Genomic DNA, 17,439 nt, shown 5'->3' on the forward strand with positions numbered 1-17,439 from the left:
AATGCCAGGTATTGATGTCCCTGTTCCGGGGGTTAAACAGGTGATAAAATCCATTCGAATTAAAAACCGGTGAACTCCGATCGATATCAAATCGGAACTCAAAAATCTGTATATTTCGGTTTAAGCACATCAGAAACTAAAATGTAGACTTCGTTTAAGCACATAAAAATATCAAAAATCCGTAGACTTTGTTTGCCAGCAAATCATAAACCAAAAACCGGGGGACTCCGATCGATATCAAATCGGAACTCAATAATCCGTAGACTCCGGTTATAACAAGTCCGGAGGTCCGGTTGATCTCATACCGGAAATCAAGGGGATTTCGATTTTCGACACTTATTTAGATATTTTCAAGGGGCATTGACATATCCTTGTAATGAGTGAAGAGTTCTTCACACCATTCCAGTGCGCTTTCATCAAAGCTCATCAGGCGCTGGTGGTCGAATTTCCCCTTTCTGTCAAAGAGTACCAGTGAACAGAAACGGTCTGTTACAACGTTTTTCAGGGTTATTTTCTTGTCGCAAATGTAAATTTCCGTATTTTTGGAATTCAGAAGCTCCTGGAGGTTTTCTGTGTAGTCTTCTTTCATTCTTTTAAAGACCGGTTCGGTCAGGATGAGGTACATTTCCGCCCCTTTTCGTGCCAGTTCGGAATACAGGTTAAGATAAAGGGGGTGGAAATAAGAAAGAAATATCATGACACGTCTGGATTCCAGGAGGTTTTTCTTAAAGTCTTCAGGCACTTCAAAGAGCCTGTTAAGGTCGGGTTCGAGCAGGAAATAGTTTCCCAGTTCCTCGATCCTGTTAAGAAGGTCCTCAGGAATTGCGCTCAGGTCGTGGTTTACCCAGTAATCGTAATTTTCTTCGAAAACCCTCACGGTATTTAATAGGGGTTCCATCTTTTCGACAACTATCTCCCCCATTTCCGAGAGCTGGTACCTGTCGTTTTCCTGAATGATCATGTGGCCTTCTCTTAATTTCTTTATCTGGGGCATAATTGACGTAGAGCTGACGTTCAGGTCTTTTTTTATCTCGTCACTGGTTTTTGGCCCCTCTTCCAGCAGGCGCAGTACGTTAGTTCTTTTTTCAGAAAGAAATGCCAGATCAATAAGTGAAATCTTCATGCAAATCTACCTCCCCGGGAACCTCGTGAATACGCCGGAGGTATTTTCCCTTCATTTATCCCAAAACCTGTTTTTCCTAATTTGAAGTCCCGGTTTCATTTCCTGAAAGCCCCACCGGTAACTTCTTGAGGAATTATTGCTCTAAGTTTTCCAATTGATTGTTTATATCCTTTTCCAAAAAACATTTATTATTTCACAGTCCCGGGCAATTTCCTGTTCCTTTTTCCTTTCTTTACTTTACTTTACTTTACTTTACTTTACTTTACTTTACTTCCTTTTTTTTAATTGAGCCGGTTTTGTCAGCAATTATCTTCGGGTTTATCAACAATTAACTTCGGGGTTTTGCCCTTATCCATAATTTCCAATTTACTTTATATCTTTACTTCATATCTTTACTTTACTCTTTACTTTACAGTTTTCCTTCCAGTTACTTTTTGGGCTTTGTTCCCGTAGCAAGCACATAACCCACATACCTTGAGGTTGACTTTTTCCTTAGTAGGATCTTTTTTCCTTCCCCGAGCCGCCTGAACCGGTGCCTGATCTTTTTGCTGATCAGCGTGTACTTTATCATTTTCACTGAGACGCTGGAAAAGTACCGGGCAAACTCCAGGAGTCCGTCCATTGCCCTGATAAGCTTCTTTGCCTCTTCCAGGCTTGCCGTGGGCCTGCATTTCCTTACCTGGACGTCCTCCAACCCTGCTTCTTCTAGCTCCTTTTCCCATTCTTCAGGGGTCGGGAGATTAAAGGGAAGTCCGGTTATTTCGCCGAAAATGTCCTCTGCATGAGTTAGCTTTTCTGCAGGTTTTGGGGGGATTTCCTTTTCCCTGTACATTTCATTGATCCCCAGGGAGCCTCCGGGTTTCAAAACCCGGGCAAATTCTCTGAAAGCCCTGCCCCGGTCAAGGAACTGGGAGACAAACTCGGTAATTACGGCATCGAAAGTTCCGGCTTCAAAGGGCAGGGCGTAGGCGTCTCCTATCCGGAAATCCGTTATCCCTTCCACACCTTTCTTTTTTGCCCTTTCCTTTGCCTTCTCGATGGAAAGCTCTGCTATATCGACTCCCACCACGAAACAGCCGACTTTCTTTGCGAGGTAACAGGCAGAAAAACCCGTGCCGCACCCGACCATCAGCACCTTTTTGTCCCTGTCAAGCCGGCAGAGTTCCGCCAGTTTTTCCGTGGAAACGAGGCCACCTACGTGGAAGTAGGGCACCTCAAGGTAGCTCATGAAATCGTAGTAGCCCAGGGTTTCTGTTTCCTGAATTGAAAGTGAATGTCCTGACATGAAAGGCCTCCGGATGCCCTGGTCCTGGACACCCGATAAATATGGGTCTTTATTTATAAATTTTTCTTTATGTACTCTTCCAATTTTTCCAGCGCTTCCGGCATGTTTTTCCTGCCGAACCCCAGCCTGAAATTCTGCTCCCCACAATCATAAACAGTTCCCGGAAGCAGCATGACTCCCTGCTTCTCCACGACATCTACGCAGAATTCCTCCGCGTTTCTCCCAAACTTTATTTGGGGGAACCCTATAGGCCCTGCTTTCGGCTTTACCCACTGGAAAAGTTCTCCGTGTTCTTCAAAGAAGTCATCCAGAACTTCCAGGTTTTTCCGGATTATGCCAAGGTTGCGCTCTATCAGGACTTCCTTATGCCTGAGCGCAAGGCAGGAAAGGAATAAAGCATCTTATTTGGCATGAAAGTTGACGTGTACTTTCATTTCTTTGTGCCTGTTATTCAGAGAATTTCATGTGCGTTTTTTTGGTTCTTTTTCCGAGGCTTTTTTTGCCAGGGCAAGCAGACCTCTCAGGATCTCTTTCGGGGAAGGCGGGTTTCCGGGGATTTTCATGTCCACAGGCAGGATCTTATCCACGCCGCCGAGCACGGCATAGGAGCCCCTGTAAATCCCCCCGTCACAGGCATCGTCCCCTACTGCGACCACGAATTTGGGGGAAGGCATGGCTTCATAGGTCTTTTTCACGGCTTCGGCCATGTTCAGGGTGACTGCCCCGGTTACCAGCAGGACGTCGGCGTGCCGTGGGGATGCCACGAAGGAGATCCCGAACCTTTCTACGTCGTAGTACGGGGTTCCCAGGTTTGAGATTTCTATTTCCGTGGAATTATCGCTGCCCGAGTCCAGTTCGCGGATTGCCAGGCTGCGTCCGAAGACTTTAGGCATTTCTTTTTTGATTTCGGCCCCCAGGGTTTCGAGTTCCTCATCCCGGAATTCAAAAGTCTCCGTCACCTTCGGACGGAGGAAAAGGGAAAGCGGGTTTATCATTCTCAGACCTCACTGCATTTCTTGATTTTTTTTCCGTGTTCATCTCTTTGTTCACGGGCATCTTTGAGTTCAAAGGCACTTTTGTTCAAAGGTCGGTCCCTGCATATGACATGTTCAGGCTTTTGTTGATAACAGGAAAGTCAGGGATGATGTTCCCGAGTACCGCATGTTCGATGGCCTGCCAGTTGCAAAAGGAGGCGGTCCTGACCTTGTAGCGGTCGACAAGCCCGTTTTTCAGGTATATCCAGTGCAGGTTCTGCCCTCTGGGGGCTTCCACCAGGGTCAGGGCATAGCCGGAATTGCCGGGACTGCCTGATCCGGTTTCTTCACCTGTCTCAGGGGAATTTCCTGCAAACACGGGGCCTTGAGGCATTTCTTCCAGGAGGCGGTTGATGAGCTTCAGAGATTCCCTTATCTCATCGGCTTTTACCTCATAACGGGAGAGTACATCCCCTCCTTTCCTTACGGAAGAGTCCGGGGCAAAGTGCCTGTAGGCCCCGTAAGGCCTGTTAAGCCTGGTGTCGGCAGGGCAGCCCGAGGCTTTTGCCAGGGGGCCTGTGAGGTTGAGAGGGACGACGAGCTCTTTTTTTACCACGCCTGTAGTTGCGAACCTGTCGATCAGGGAGGATGAGGACATTGCTCGTTCGAAAGCCGATTCGAAAGTCCGGGAAAACTTTGCGAAGAAAGGAGCCAGCTCTTTCAAAGCCGAATCCGGGATGTCTTTTTTCAATCCTCCGGGCACCATTATCCCCCGCAGGAACCTTGAACCTGTGAGTTTCTCGTTTTGCCTGAATACTTCTTCCCTGAGGATTAAGAAGGGGCTTGCTACCGGGGAAAAACCAACGTCCACGGCCATGCCCGCAAGGTCGGCCAGGAGGGAGTAGACCCTTTCGAGTTCCAGCATTACGGCCCGCAGACATTCCGCCTTTTCGGGCACCGGAATCCCGCAGGTCCTTTCCACGGCCGTGCAGAACCCCACGGCATTTGCCGCGCTTTCATCCCCGCTTATGGCTTCGGCAAGGGCAACGCATTCGGAAGGGCTTTTACCCTCAGCAAGTTTTTCGATGCCCCTGTGCTTGTAAAAGAGCCGGATTTCCAGGCTGAAGATGGGCTCGCCTATAACGCTGAACCTGAAGTGCCCTGGCTCGATGATTCCGGCGTGTACCGGCCCGACCGGGACCTGGTAGACGCCTTCCCCTTTCAGCTGCCTGAACCGGTATTTTTCTCCGGGCTTCCCTACTTCGTTTGCCCCTACTTCAGCTGCTCCGGCTTCTTTTGCTCCTACTTTAGTTGTTCCGAATTTAGCTGTTCCTGCTTCAGTCTTCCCTGCTTCGGTTTTCTGAAGGCTTATTGGCCCGTTTTTGAAGGCTTTTTTCAGGGGATGGAATCCTTCGGGATAGCACTCGTGCAGGAAAAGCCTTCTAGTGTCAAAAGCTCCCGTAAATTCCAGCCCGAAGCCGTCCCTTACTTCCCTCTCAAACCAGGATGCCGAAGGGAAGAGTTCCGCAACCGAAGATACTTTTCCCTCCCTGCCGGCTTCCCGCACCAGGACGGGGACAGATGGCCTTCCTGCCTGTTTGAAGACATAAAAGAGGGTAAAGCCCCCTTCTTTCTCAAAGGCTTCCGCACAGAATAGCCCGATGAGGCTGAATTTCCGTTCCGCAAGGTCTAAGGCTGCCCTTTCAAACCCGGCTTCGGAGAGCCGGACATAAGCCTCGTCTGTGCGGGCGTTGAGCAGTTCGGGCTCTTCTCCCGCCATTTCCGAAATTTCTGAAAGCAAATCCATCGTATCTATATTCTTTTTCATATCCATACGCACCGTCCCCTTACACATATCCCAGTTCAAGGACTATCGCTTCAAGGAGCTCCCTGAGCGGTTCCGGGAACCAGATGCCCAGAAGGAGGGCAAGGGCGAGCATGAAGACTGTGGGAATCCTCATCCCTGCTCTTACAACATAGGGTTCCTGAAAGCTTTTTTTTCGGTATCCGGTTTCTTTTCCGTGCTCCCCTTCTTTGCTTTCTCCTTCCCCTTCTCCTTCTTCGGTGACCCTTGAGAAGGCTTTTAGCAGGAAGTTTGAAAAGGCTGCGGCTGCCAGGATAAGCAGGAGCAGGACTGCCAGGGTCAGGTAGGGGGAAACTTCCGCACTTTCCAGCAGGATGAAAAATTTTGCCGGGAAGAGGGGGAAAGGTGGCATGCCAATGATTGCGACACTCCCCAGGATCAGGGTCCAGGCGGCGCGGGGTTGGAGTTTGAACACGTCTCTCATATTCTCGCGCATGTTGCTCCCGTACTGCCTGTGCAGGATGCCTGCGGCAAAGAGCAGGGCTTCTTTCACCAGGACGTGGACCAGCATATAGAAGAGGGCCCAGAAAAGGGCAAGAGGGGTGCCTATCCCTATCCCTATGAGCAGGAGTCCCATGTGCTCGACGCTTGAAAAGGCGATCAGCCTCTTCAGGTTTCTCTGCTGTAGCATGCTGAACGCCGCAAGGGCAATTGAAAACAGTCCTGCCGCGATAAGGATGAAGGAAGCCTGGGGGGCTGAATCGCTGACCCTGAGCAGGGCGTAGGTCCTGAGGATGCCGTAGATCCCCAGGTTCTGCATGAGCCCCGAGAGGATTGCGCTTACCGAAGGAGCTCTTGCATAAGCGTCAGGGAGCCAGGTGTGGAAAGGAGCTATTCCTGCCTTTGCCCCGAAGCCTATGAAGACGAAGGCAAAGCTTGCAAGGAGGAGGGCAGGGGAAAAGCTAGAAGCGTTTTCCATAAGTTCTGTCCAGGAGAGAGTCCCTTCCCCGAGAGCCCTGGCCGAGAGGGTGAAGAGGAAAATCAACCCCAGGAAGGCAAAGAGCATGGCCCCTGAAACTATGAAGACGTATTTCAGGCCGGCATCAATGTTCTCCCGCGCCGAAAGGATAGCCACTAGCACGGCTGCACAGACCGTGGTAAGTTCGGCAAAGATCCAGAAGAGGGCCAGGTTGTCCGAGAAAAGCGCTGCTGTGGCTGTAACAAGCAGGAGGTTGAAGGCCAGGTAGAAGAGTTTCAGGTTCTTCGGGTCAAGTTCCCCCTCTTCCATCAGGCTTTCCGTATACCCTTTTGCATAGGGGGCTGCTGCGCAGAAACCAAGGACCGTTATCAGTTCCACATAGAGGTTCAGGTGGTCCAGGTAAAGGGACGGCCCGTACCGGACAGGCAGGTCAAGGGTCAGCAGGGCTGTGCAGGTCAGGGCGAGGTGCAGCAGGGCATTGCCTGAGGCAAGGGCATTCATGAGCCTGTGAGACTTTGGAAGGAGGCCGAGGGCAAGGAAAGTTCCCATTGCCAGCAGGTAGAAGCGGATCAAAGGGCTTCACCTCCGTTCCAGATCTGCAGTTTCCTTATTTTCGCCCTGTATTCCTCGATGCTTGAGTCCAGCCCCACAGCCAGGATAGAGGTCAGCAGGACCAGAATTATCAGGTCGATTACAATCAGGACTTCGAGGATGAAGGGGAGTTCCGTGACAAAGATGCCTAACATCAGGACCCCGTTTTCCATGCTGAGGTAGCCGAGAGCTTTTGTAATTACCTTTTTCCGGCTGAACATGACAAGCATGCCCATGAGGGTCAGGGAAAGCCCTATGACAGCTCCGAAAAAGAAGAGCTTTGAGAGGGCCAGGTCCCCGAAAACCCGGGAAAGGAAGGTATAGGAAAGCAGAATCAGGCCTATGCTCAGCAGGAGGGAGGTCGTGGGTTCCAGGTAGGTGAAGTCCAGGTCTCTCCTGATTTTGATTTTCTCCTCGATCCTGTTAATGAAATGGGGGATCAGGAGCACTTTGCTTGCCAGGGTCAGTCCTGCCAGCAGCAGGAGTTCGTTTTTTCCCTCTATCAGGTAGAGGAGGAAGGAAACTGCGGCAAGCAGGAAGGATTGGGCAGTATAGGTATTAAGGACCGAAGCAAGGCTGCGGGTGGAGATGATCAGGGCTGCACTGATCAGGACGAAGACGAAGAGGATCTTGATTACGCCTTCGAGATAAAGCGGGTCAATCATGCAAACACCTCGATAAGGATGGTAAGGGCTGAAAAGAAAAACGCCATCATGTAAAAGGCAGGAAGCCTGAAGAGGCGCATTTTCGCAAGGGATGATTCAAAGAGCCCGATCACCACGGAAAGAGCCCCTGCTTTCAGGAGGAAGAACAGGGCAGATACCGCAATTTTTCCGGCGTCAGCTTCCGTGCTGAGTCCTACTGGAAGGATCGTGTTTATCAGGACTCCCATGAGGAGGAGCTGTTTGAGGGCATGGGAAAGCTCGAGGAGTGCCAGGTTTTTTCCGGACTGTTCCAGGACCATGGCCTCGTTGATCATGGTGAGTTCGAGGTGGGTTGCGGGGTTGTCTACGGGAAGCCTTCCGGTCTCCACGATGAGGATGATGAAGAGGGAAATCGAGACCAGGACAAGGGTCGGGCTTACCGGGAGGAGCGAGCCTGCGGTCAGGGCGAACATCTCGTGCAGGTTCAGGCTCTTCAGGACAAAGGCAAGTGCGGCAAAGGCCACCACCATGGTAGGCTCGATAACAGCTGCCAGGCTCATGGACCGGGAACTTCCCATGCCTCCGAAGGCGCTTCCCGCATCAAGCCCGCAAAGGGCTGTAAAGAAGCGTTCCAGGGCAAGGAGGTAGAGGAAGACGATAACGTTCCCGAACCCTCCCGCCGGTTCCGGTACAAAGACCAGGGGCACGAAGAGGGAGCAGACCAGCAGGGCCGCGAGGTTGAGGTATGGGGTAAACCGCATGATCCCGGAAGATACCGGGGAATAAATTACCTCTTTTTGCATGAGTTTTCTCAGGTCATAGTATGCCTGGAAGAGCCCCGGGCCTTTCCGCCCCTGAGCCTGGGCCTTTACCTTCCGGATCAGGGCCATGTAGAGGGGGGCTGCCAGCAGGGCAAAAGCCGGGTTTAACAGGGCAAAGAGCAGGAATGAAGTGTTCATGAATGACGTGTCAATTGGTGTGCTGATGAATGATGTATTCATACAAGGACCCCCGTGGCGAGAATCAGGGCAATGACTGCAAGGAAGGCGTAGAGGACGTAGCTGTCAAGCTTGCCGTTTTGCAGTCTGGCGACCCGCTTTGAAATGCTCTCAATAGCCCGGGCAGGGGGGATGTAGAGGTATTCTTCAAAGAAACGGAGCAGACGAATTTCCACATCTCCGTTTTTGAAAAGGCTTTCCTGCCCGTCTAAATACTTTGGCGTGTGCACGATCCGGGTCCTGTATATGCTCTTGAGGATCATGACCAGGGGTTCGGAAAACCCTGCTGAGCTGTACTCCATGGAAGGAGCCAGGGTGGGAGCCCCGCAGCCCCAGGTCTCGCTGATCCGGGCAGGTCCCTCTCCCTTTCCATTCTTATCCTTTGCGCGGACTGCCAGGAAGAGGGCTGCGTATATGAGCCCCAGCAGTAGTCCGAGCAGGAGCAGGTCCGGATACTCGACGTCCAGGCCCGCAAGGGAAAGGAGCTGCTTTGAAAAGAGCCCGGCCAGGATACAGAAGGCCGCAGGCACGGCTGCCCCGACGAGCATGAGTTTGGGGACTTCTTTAGCCAGCCGGCTCTCTTCGGAGCGCGGGAGGGCAAGGCAGGTGATCCCAAAAAGTTTTACGAAAAGAGCTGCTGCCAGGGCTCCGGCCAGGGCAAAGCCCGAAAGGGCGATTACCAGAAGCACGGTGAGCAGGGGGTCGTTGAGAGCCGATGCCTGGAAAAATGCCTGGTAGAGCAGGAGTTCTCCTGCAAAGCCGTTTGCCGGGGGCAGGGCTGCAATCGAGACCGAGCCTATCAGGAAAAGGGCTGAGGTAACGGGCATGCTTTTTACCAGCCCGCCGAAAGCTTCGATGTTCCGGGTACCTGTGGCATGGACCACCGAACCTGCGCAGAGGAAGAGCAGGCTTTTGAAAAGGGCGTGGTTGAAAGCATGGAAACAGGCTCCTGTAAGGCTCATCAGGGCAAGGGCAGGAAGTCCTTCGGCTTTGAATATGACGTAAAGCCCTATCCCGATGAAGATGATCCCGATATTTTCGATGCTGCTGTAGGCAAGCAGTCTTTTTATGTCACTTTCCTTAAGGGCGTAGATCACCCCGAAAAGAGCCGAGAGGCTGCCTACGGTCAGGACCAGTACTCCCCACCAGAGTTCCGGGGAGGGAACTGCAAGCAGGAAGCGCAGGAAACCGTAGACTGCAACCTTCAACATTACCCCGGACATGAGGGCTGAGACCCCCGAAGGGGCTGCAGGGTGGGCATAGGGGAGCCATTTGTGAAAGGGCACAAGCCCTGCCTTGATCCCGAAGCCTGTGAAGAGGCAGAGGAAGGGTAGGGTCAGGGCTCCGGGCTCCACCGATCCGAGCCCTAATTCGGCAGAGCCGGTCAGCCTGAAAAGGCTTATGAAGCCCAGGAAAAGAAAGGCCGTGCTCAGGTTCGTCATCACGAAGTAAAAGAAACCTGCTTTTTTGTTCTCCTCCGAGGAATAGTCGTGGAGCACCAGCAGGAGGGAGGAGAGAGACATGATTTCCCAGAATATGAGGAAAACCACCATGTTGCCTGCAAGCACGACCAGCAGCATGGCAAGGATGAAGAGGTTTGTCAGGGCTGCCTGAAGGTCTTTTCCAGCTTCGCTTTTTGCGTGTTCCGTGTATTCCAGGGAATAGATCGAGACCCCTGGCACGACTGCCGCGATCAGCAGGACAAACCCTGCCGAGAGCCGGTCTGCTCCCAGTGTGAAGTCCAGCCCCGGAAGAAAGCTGATAGCTGGAAATAGGACTCCTTTTCCTGTGTAGAGGATTGTCCCTGCAAAACCCAGGAGCAGGACTGAAGAAATAAAGGACAGGCCAAAGGAGGCCTTTCTTGCGTTTTTACTGCGGTACAAAAGAGGGAGGACGGTTCCGGAAAACAGTGCGGCAAAAGCGCCGTACATCAGGGCTTCGAGCAAGCTATTCACTCCCAAAGCCGGGGCACGGCAATTAAATGGGCATATTCCCGAAGCTTTGGTCCGGTAATTAAAAATGCATATTTCCGAAACTTGGGTCCGGTAATTAAAAATGCATAGCCTAATATTTTTCCAGATTTTGAAGGGTTTGCAGGTTTTTCAGTTCCGCATCCTTCTGACGCTGTTTTCCTGAAACAGTTCTCTCTATTACATATAATACAAAGGAATCTTTTAATCGTATCCACATTCCACCGTTAATATCCTTTCCCGGGCAGTTTTTTTCTCCGGGAGTTTGCGCGCCTGATATCCCCTCGGATTATATAGCTTTTCATTGAGAACTTTTTTCTAAAAATTGGTAACTAATGATCATGATGGAGGTTCCCTGGAATTTTCCTTCCGGAACAACGCCAAACCCGGTGGAATAAACAGATTATGCCGGCTTCATTTCTGGATCTTGACCTCTATATGGGTCAGAGTCTGTAAAAAACATCAGATCACTCCGGAATTATAATTATCTTCCATGAGCTTTCCTTAAAAAAGTTTATTTAGACCCTTTTCCCGGTCTTTCCCCTAGAAAAATTTGAAAAGATGGGGCATCCCTGTCGTGTTGCGCACTTGCCAGATAGCAGGGCTCACTTTCTTCTCTCCCAATGCCACGCATGGATTCGTGCTTTTACGCTTTGAGCTCTTTTACATTAATTATTCAGCAGTTATCCCGGCTGCATTAATTATTCAGCAATGACACGGTAATGTTCTCTTACGCAGCAAAACTAAATCGAATATAATATAAAGCCTGCGTACGTACCTTATCCGTATAACTATGAACGGGGAGTATATTTTCGATTCAAGAAAGTGGTTTTTGATTGAACTGCTCTCTTGCCTCGGTAAAATAAGAGGAATAACCAAACTTCAAAAAGTGGTTTTTCTTGGACAGGAAGAACTGGAGCTTCCAAAGCTTTTTCAGTTCGATGAATATCATTACGGACCATATTCCTGGGATTTAAGTGACATTCTTGAGGATATGATTATAACCGGGTTTGTGAGTGAAAAGACCGAATATCATGATGACGGTGTAATTTACACTTACAGCCTTGCCAATAATGCCCTGGAGGAGGCTGGAAAAATTGGGGTTTATATCCCTGAGGGTAAAAAACACATGCTTATTAAATATTCAAAACTTCCAATGTTTGCAATCTCAGAGTTTGTTTACCAAAAGTTCGTGCACGAGGGAGTCGCCTCTTAAGACTCTATCCTGAAGTTTCAGTTTTCAGTTTCAGTTTTCAATTTCTTTGCAGTTTGCAGTTATAGCTCTCAGTTAGCTCTCAGTTTCAGCTTGCAAATTCTCTTTTCATCCTTCTCTTTTCCTCCTGAATTTGCCTTTTTCTGCTTCACCTTTCACTTCAAAACCCGGTAAAGCAGGTGCAGGTAATTTCCTTCCATCCTTTCGTTTTTCACAAGTTCAAGCTCGATTCCGCTTTTTTCAATGTTCCCAAAGAGGTTTTTCCCTGTTTTCCCGACAAGCACCGGGCTTACAAGCAGGCTGATTTTCTCTACCAGGCCCTGTTCCAGCAAAATACTGTTCAGCGTACTGCCGCTGTCCGAGACTACAAGCCTGAAACCGTAGCGTTCGTTTGCTATTTCCAGCGCTTCCCGGTAGTCAACATGGGCTTCCCCTGCCCTGATGAAGTCGTAATTCCTCTCTTTGAGGTAGTCGAGGTATGCAGCAGGGGTCTTTTCCGAAATCAGGACAATCACGTCCTTGCAGTATTCGGAGCGCCTGAAGATGTGTAGCAGCCCTTCCAGAGTCCCTCGGGAGTCTGCAAGCAGCCAGAAGGCCCGTGGGTCTTCGGACTGGATTCCCGGCTTTACGAAATCGTATCCCTCTTCGGGGGGGATTTCTTCACAGAAGAGTTCGATTCCGGTTTTTGCGGTGTTCGAGCCGACGAGCATGGCATCGGGACTGTAGCTTCTCAGGGTCCCGTAGTGGAGTTTGAGGTCGGCTTCGAAGCCGCTTATCGAGCAGTCGAGGCTTATACTGTTGTGGATGATTAGTTTCGGGAGCATTGTGTATCTCCTGGAGACTTTGACCTGTGGGTATTTTTCGTATTCCGTACTGAATTAACTTTATTGCCCTACGAGGATATAGTTAATCGGATGCATGTTGTTGAAGTTGAAGGAGTGTCAAAGTCCTTCGGGGGAACAGATGTCATAAGGGACATCTCTTTTTCTGTCGAAAAGGGAGAGATCTTCGGGCTGCTCGGGCCAAATGGGGCTGGGAAGACCACGCTTATCCGGATGCTCCTGGATATTATCAGGCCCGATTCGGGGGAGATCCGGGTTTTTGGGGCATCCCTGGACCCTGCCGGAAAGGACCGTATCGGCTATCTCCCGGAAGAGCGGGGGCTGTACCGGAAAACAAAACTTGTCGATATGCTGGTCTACCTGGCGCAGCTTAAGAACGTTTCCGGGAAGCAAGCCCGGGTAAATGCCGAGTCCCTGCTGCGGTCCTTGGGGCTCTATGAACACAGGGGGAAAAAAGTTGAAGAGCTTTCCAAAGGGATGCAGCAAAAAATTCAGTTTCTTTCTTCAATTATTCATTATCCGGACCTTGTAGTCCTGGACGAGCCCTTTTCAGGGCTTGACCCGGTGAGCACAAAGACGGTCAAGGAAAGGATTATCGAGTACAGGAATGCCGGGAAGACGGTCATCCTCTCCACACACATGATGGAACAGGCCCAGACGCTCTGTGACCGGATCCTGGTGGTCGACAGGGGAAGAAGGGTGCTTTACGGCAGCGTGGAAGGGATCCGGAAAGAGCGCGGGAAAAATTCCCTGCTGGTGGAATTCGCAGGGTATGGCTCGGGACATGGTTCGGGACATGGTTCGGAATACGGCGCAGGGCATGAGACAGGACTCGATGTTGTACTCGATGTTGGAAGTGGTGCAGGAGCCGGTACAGGAGGTGACTCTTTGAGCGTGCTTAGGGGAATCCCGGGGGTCAGGAGAATTGTGGAGCACGAAGAAGAGCATAAAAAGTTCGTGGAGATCTTTCCGGAGGAGGGTGCAGGGACGCAGGCGATACTGGAGGAGCTTGTCCGGAGGGTCGAAGTCTTGCGTTTCGAGCAGGCACTCCCGTCCCTGAACGAGATCTTTATTGACACGGTGGAGGCCAATGCCAATGAGTAAATTCTCAGGAAAGGCGTTTACGGTTGCCAGGCACGAGTTCCTGAAAACCGTGAAGCGCAAGGAATTTCTTTTCATGACTTTTATTTTTCCGGTCTTCCTGGCAGGGATTACCCTTGTCCCTGCCCTGCTTGCCGGCATGACCCCTTCCGAGGACCAGAGCGTAGGTTATGTCGACATGACAGGGTCCTTTGACTTTCCCGGGGAAGTCACAAACGGCGGGTTTGCGGTGGGACCTTTCGGGGAAAAAAGCTCAACAATAGAGTTTGTCAGATACGAGGATAACCCTGAAGCCAGTCGGGCACTTAGAGCCGGGGATATCTCTTCCTACATCGTAATCCCTGAGGACTTCCTGGAAGCCGGGGTAATCGAACTTTATGTTTCCGAAAAAGGAGTCCCCGTGCCCAGGGTCAATCTTGCGGCAGACCTTTCCGATATCGTTGTCACCTCTCTCTTGCAGGATGAGGTTGACGAAACTGTGCTCCGGAGGGTCAAGGACCCTGTCAACATTAAGCTATTCGATATTGGGGAGGGTGGGGAGACCAGCGAACAGGGCGTTGCGGATATCCTGGGCGACCTGGGCCTACCCTTCCTAACCGCCTTTCTCCTCTTCTTCAGCATTTTTTCGTCATCAGGATATCTCCTCCGTGGTGTCTCCGAAGAGAAGGAGAACCGGGTTATCGAAGTCCTGCTCTCTTCCGCAACCCCCACCGAAATCCTGACCGGTAAGGTCCTGGGTCTGGGTGCAGTCGGCCTCCTGCAGATCGTGGTCTGGATCTCTGCAGTCGCTCTCGGGGCTTCGTATGCCCTTCCTCTAAGCCTGGACCCTTTCCTGCTCTTCCTGGCTGTGGTCTATTTTCTCTTTGGCTATCTCCTTTTCGCAAGCCTCATGGCCGCCGTCGGAGCCATGGCTTCCTCCCTCCAGGAAAGCCAGCAGATAGCCGGGATCTTCACCTTCGCAGCCGCAGCTCCCCTAATCTTCATGCAGCTCCTGCTCACAAAACCCGACAGTCCCCTTGCCGTCTCCCTCTCTCTCTTTCCCTTTACCTCTCCTGTCGCCATGCTGGTGCGGATAGGGGCTACGGAAGTGCCTTTTTACCAGGTCGCAGCAAGCCTTTTCATCCTGATGCTCTCAATCCACGGCGTAATCATATTCTCCAGCCGCCTTTTCAGGGCCTACCTCCTTATGTACGGTAAAAGGCCGGCTGTTCGGGAAATCCTTAGGAATATGCGGGGAGGGTAATTCAGGGAAGAGATAATGCAGTGATGAGATTATCCGGGGAAGAGATAAGCAAGGCTTCGGTTCAGGTACCCTTGAATATGTTTTTGTCCTTATTATGGGAGCCCCTGCTCCGCAAAATAACAGGACTAATTGAAGAAACATATATTCTATGGTCATAGTTTTATATTATTCAGCACATATTATTGACTGATCCATAAGGACAGAGATACAAAGAATGGAGAAGCCGTACAACTTGATGAGTATGGGACTTCATTCAATTTTGGAAGATCCTTATGGATCACCCCTATATCAAGCTTTTTTCCACTTCAGGTTTCTAATTCAAGCATCGTTTTTTTCTTTCCTTGAGAATCTGCTGACTGGGTGAGGATTCAGATCTGTTGTTTTAATTAAGGAAGATTGGAAAGGGTTTAATGGGTTTTTCTCCGGAGGGTGTCCCCACACGTCTCCTGTGAAAAGTTTTGAATACAAATGAACATATTTATAATGTATGTGGGTATACTGAATTTATTATATTCCCCATAATTTAAAAAACCCCACGGAGTTAGTGTAATGGAATTTTTATGTTACAGAGAATGCAGTCAGTGTCCCGAATACGAAGAAAATCTATGCCCCACCCATTGTAGAGTAATAAACGAGGACATTAAAGTCACAGGAGCTATGATTGCTGCAGAAAGAGTAGAAAAATACTGGGATGCAATTATTTGCGAACAAAAATCCGGGCATAAACTCTAATTCACTACCGGTTCCCAAATAGTACTTAATTGAATTAGGCGATAAGTGCCAAAGTCTCTGAAAAAACTATCGCCAAACGGAAAACTTCTTAGCAAAAGGACATGTGGTTACGAGTTTCATGTTGCATGTCCTGAATACGATTTTTTTTAAAAGGAATGAACATGCTGGATATGTCCGGTACATAGGGAAAAATATCTTTATTTCAGGCTAATTTTCTTATCTTAATTATCCATAAATAAATAGTATAGTCCTGAGCGGATTCGAACCGCTGTCCCGGGCTCCAAAGGCCCGAAGGATTGACCACTACCCTACAGGACTGCGCATGAAGGCTTTTAGCTATACCTTATTTATGGTACTTAATTTTTGTGCCACTAAAGGTATCTTTTGGAAGTCCGTGTTTCAGGTTGAAAATACGTGTCCTGTCCAATTCCATACAGGTTTCGAAACTTTTTCAGGGAAAAACTTTTTTGTGCGATTAAAAATTTTCAATCAATTAATTTAAAATAATTTCCAATATAATTGTGTAATTGGGACTGGGAGAGAATAAGGGAGAAATCAGACACAAAATGAAATGCCTGAGGACTCTGATCCTGCTTCGTATCATTATGCTTGGGGGAGCATATCTTCGGAGCGGCTGTATTGGGGGATATAGTGAAAAGGTGTGGCGTTCTCGGGCTTCTTCTTCCTCTGCTTTTTTACTTCTCTTGCTATGCTTTTTTGTGTGATTGTGCTTTTTTATTGTGTGCCTTTTTTGCGTGATTGTGCGTTTTTATGTTTTTTTTACTGTGTTTTTATCTTTTTTTTGCTCCGTCTTCTTTTGAAAAGGGCTTTCTTTGGGGTATGTTTTTTGACATGTCGATAAAATTCAGTTTTCCCGGGGGATTAAGTAGAGGGAAAGTTTAGGTGGCTGTAGGAAACCTGAAAGCCGAAGAATCTACTGCTTCCCTGATTCCTCCAGTTCCGTAGCCCCTCTATATCCAGGATATCTGGTTGAAAATAACTCTCCTGTCCAATTCTGTGCAGGGCTTGAAAGTTTTTCAGGGGAGAAGTTTTTTTTGCGATTAAAAATTTTCAATGAATTAATTTAAAATAATTTCTGGTATAATTGTATGATTGGGAAATGGTAAGTGAACCGGGGAAATTAACAGGGGAAATAAACCGGTTGAAAGAAATGCCCGGAAATCATCGATCCTTATCCGGATCCGTGCTCTAGGGAAGCACATTTTCGGAGGGACTGTAGTGGGGGCTACAGTAACAAGGATCCGAAATTTCCGGGCTTTTTCTTACGCTGCGAATCTTTTCTTTTTTTCGATGTTTTCTGCTCTGCTTTTTTGATTTTCTTTTGTTATCCTGCTTTTCCGGCCTGAATTATCTGGAAATGAGGCCATTTTCTGTTTCTCTTTACTTATGCTCTCCAGGGTGCTTGAGATATTCGATTTCACGATATGATTTTACGTGCTTCAGAGGAGGGGTTTCTAATATAAGGAGATTCTTTTCCCCTTTCGAATCTGTTTTTATTGTACTGTATTTCTGGTTGAAATTAACTCTCCTGTCCAATTCTATGCAGGGCTTGAAAGTTTTTCAGGGGAGAACTTTTTTTTGTGATTAAAAATTTTCAATGAATTAATTTAAAATAATTTCTGGTATAATTGTATGATTGGGAAATGGTACGTGAACCGGGGAAATTAACAGGGGAAATAAACCGGTTGAAAGAAATGCCTGGAAATCGCCGATTCTGGTCCGGATCCGTGCTTAAGGGAAGCACATTTTCGGAGGAATTGCAGTGGGGGCTGCAGTAACAAGGATCAGGAATTTCCGGGCTTCTTCTGACACTGCGAATCTTTCCTTTTTTTGATGTTTTTTTCTCTGCTTTTTTGATTTTCTTTTGTTATCCTGCTTTTCAGGTCTGAATTCTCTGGAAATGAGGTAATTTCTCGTTT

General features: G+C 49.1%; 14 protein-coding genes and 1 tRNA gene. 4 read left to right on the forward strand and 11 right to left on the reverse strand.

Annotation, left to right across the window (positions count from 1 at the left end):
• Positions 1-340 precede the first annotated feature (340 nt).
• The 9 genes from MSMTP_RS01495 to MSMTP_RS18835 all read right to left on the reverse strand — a co-directional run bounded on the left by MSMTP_RS01495 (position 341) and on the right by MSMTP_RS18835 (position 10,586).
• Entirely contained in the window at positions 341-1,123 is a 783-nt protein-coding gene (locus tag MSMTP_RS01495) for a winged helix-turn-helix domain-containing protein (RefSeq protein ID WP_048177334.1), read from the reverse strand.
• Between the two features lie 427 nt (positions 1,124-1,550).
• The gene (locus MSMTP_RS01500; RefSeq protein WP_052718242.1) at positions 1,551-2,408 is read right to left on the reverse strand and encodes a class I SAM-dependent methyltransferase; all 858 of its coding nucleotides are present in this window, start codon (positions 2,406-2,408) and stop codon (positions 1,551-1,553) included.
• 461 nt (positions 2,409-2,869) lie between these two features.
• Positions 2,870-3,403, reverse strand: coding sequence for an NADH-quinone oxidoreductase subunit B family protein (locus MSMTP_RS01505; protein ID WP_048177335.1), 534 nt, complete (start codon positions 3,401-3,403; stop codon positions 2,870-2,872).
• An 85-nt stretch (positions 3,404-3,488) separates the two neighbouring features.
• Positions 3,489-5,210: an NADH-quinone oxidoreductase subunit C gene (locus MSMTP_RS01510; protein WP_231582872.1), complete on the reverse strand. Its 1,722-nt coding sequence runs from the start codon at positions 5,208-5,210 to the stop codon at positions 3,489-3,491.
• Between the two features lie 19 nt (positions 5,211-5,229).
• On the reverse strand, positions 5,230-6,738 hold the full coding sequence (locus MSMTP_RS01515; protein WP_048177336.1) for a proton-conducting transporter membrane subunit: 1,509 nt from the start codon (positions 6,736-6,738) through the stop codon (positions 5,230-5,232).
• Positions 6,735-7,421: a hydrogenase subunit gene (locus tag MSMTP_RS01520; RefSeq protein ID WP_048177338.1), complete on the reverse strand. Its 687-nt coding sequence runs from the start codon at positions 7,419-7,421 to the stop codon at positions 6,735-6,737. Before MSMTP_RS01520 ends, MSMTP_RS01515 begins: the two co-directional genes overlap by 4 nt.
• Complete coding sequence (locus MSMTP_RS01525) at positions 7,418-8,401, reverse strand: respiratory chain complex I subunit 1 family protein (RefSeq protein WP_231582873.1); 984 nt, start codon at positions 8,399-8,401, stop codon at positions 7,418-7,420. Before MSMTP_RS01525 ends, MSMTP_RS01520 begins: the two co-directional genes overlap by 4 nt.
• Positions 8,398-10,353 carry a proton-conducting transporter membrane subunit gene (locus MSMTP_RS01530; protein WP_231582982.1) on the reverse strand — a complete coding sequence of 652 codons (1,956 nt, stop codon included), beginning with the start codon at positions 10,351-10,353 and terminating at the stop codon, positions 8,398-8,400. Before MSMTP_RS01530 ends, MSMTP_RS01525 begins: the two co-directional genes overlap by 4 nt.
• Positions 10,350-10,586, reverse strand: a complete 237-nt coding sequence (locus MSMTP_RS18835; protein ID WP_156153639.1) for a hypothetical protein — start codon at positions 10,584-10,586, stop codon at positions 10,350-10,352. Before MSMTP_RS18835 ends, MSMTP_RS01530 begins: the two co-directional genes overlap by 4 nt.
• 614 nt (positions 10,587-11,200) lie before the next feature.
• Between MSMTP_RS18835 and MSMTP_RS01535 the strand changes: the two genes are divergently transcribed.
• The gene (locus MSMTP_RS01535) at positions 11,201-11,584 is read left to right on the forward strand and encodes a hypothetical protein (protein ID WP_048177340.1); all 384 of its coding nucleotides are present in this window, start codon (positions 11,201-11,203) and stop codon (positions 11,582-11,584) included.
• 152 nt (positions 11,585-11,736) lie between these two features.
• Here MSMTP_RS01535 and MSMTP_RS01540 read toward each other — a convergent pair whose 3' ends face one another.
• Entirely contained in the window at positions 11,737-12,405 is a 669-nt protein-coding gene (locus MSMTP_RS01540; RefSeq protein WP_048177341.1) for a dihydrofolate reductase family protein, read from the reverse strand.
• Between the two features lie 90 nt (positions 12,406-12,495).
• Between MSMTP_RS01540 and MSMTP_RS01545 the strand changes: the two genes are divergently transcribed.
• The 3 genes from MSMTP_RS01545 to MSMTP_RS01555 all read left to right on the forward strand — a co-directional run bounded on the left by MSMTP_RS01545 (position 12,496) and on the right by MSMTP_RS01555 (position 15,499).
• On the forward strand, positions 12,496-13,527 hold the full coding sequence (locus tag MSMTP_RS01545; protein WP_048177342.1) for an ABC transporter ATP-binding protein: 1,032 nt from the start codon (positions 12,496-12,498) through the stop codon (positions 13,525-13,527).
• On the forward strand, positions 13,520-14,767 hold the full coding sequence (locus tag MSMTP_RS01550; RefSeq protein ID WP_048177343.1) for an ABC transporter permease: 1,248 nt from the start codon (positions 13,520-13,522) through the stop codon (positions 14,765-14,767). The genes MSMTP_RS01545 and MSMTP_RS01550 overlap by 8 nt, the downstream gene beginning before the upstream one ends.
• 549 nt (positions 14,768-15,316) lie before the next feature.
• Positions 15,317-15,499: a hypothetical protein gene (locus MSMTP_RS01555; RefSeq protein ID WP_048177344.1), complete on the forward strand. Its 183-nt coding sequence runs from the start codon at positions 15,317-15,319 to the stop codon at positions 15,497-15,499.
• A gap of 245 nt (positions 15,500-15,744) precedes the next feature.
• On the opposite strand, the gene MSMTP_RS01560 is transcribed toward MSMTP_RS01555, so the two are convergent.
• Positions 15,745-15,817, reverse strand: a tRNA-Gln gene (locus MSMTP_RS01560).
• Positions 15,818-17,439 lie beyond the last annotated feature (1,622 nt).

Source organism: Methanosarcina sp. MTP4, from assembly GCF_000970045.1.
GTDB lineage: Archaea > Halobacteriota > Methanosarcinia > Methanosarcinales > Methanosarcinaceae > MTP4.

Excerpts from the sequence above, each read along its gene's own strand:
- MSMTP_RS01495 (WP_048177334.1), bottom strand. The coding sequence starts at position 1,123 with ATGAAGATTTCACTTATTGATCTGGCATTTCTTTCTGAAAAAAGAACT.
- MSMTP_RS01500 (WP_052718242.1), bottom strand. The coding sequence starts at position 2,408 with ATGTCAGGACATTCACTTTCAATTCAGGAAACAGAAACCCTGGGCTAC.
- MSMTP_RS01505 (WP_048177335.1), bottom strand. The coding sequence starts at position 3,403 with ATGATAAACCCGCTTTCCCTTTTCCTCCGTCCGAAGGTGACGGAGACT.
- MSMTP_RS01510 (WP_231582872.1), bottom strand. The coding sequence starts at position 5,210 with ATGAAAAAGAATATAGATACGATGGATTTGCTTTCAGAAATTTCGGAA.
- MSMTP_RS01520 (WP_048177338.1), bottom strand. The coding sequence starts at position 7,421 with ATGATTGACCCGCTTTATCTCGAAGGCGTAATCAAGATCCTCTTCGTC.
- MSMTP_RS01525 (WP_231582873.1), bottom strand. The coding sequence starts at position 8,401 with ATGAATACATCATTCATCAGCACACCAATTGACACGTCATTCATGAAC.
- MSMTP_RS01540 (WP_048177341.1), bottom strand. The coding sequence starts at position 12,405 with ATGCTCCCGAAACTAATCATCCACAACAGTATAAGCCTCGACTGCTCG.
- MSMTP_RS01545 (WP_048177342.1), top strand. The coding sequence starts at position 12,496 with ATGCATGTTGTTGAAGTTGAAGGAGTGTCAAAGTCCTTCGGGGGAACA.
- MSMTP_RS01550 (WP_048177343.1), top strand. The coding sequence starts at position 13,520 with ATGAGTAAATTCTCAGGAAAGGCGTTTACGGTTGCCAGGCACGAGTTC.
- MSMTP_RS01555 (WP_048177344.1), top strand. The coding sequence starts at position 15,317 with ATGGAATTTTTATGTTACAGAGAATGCAGTCAGTGTCCCGAATACGAA.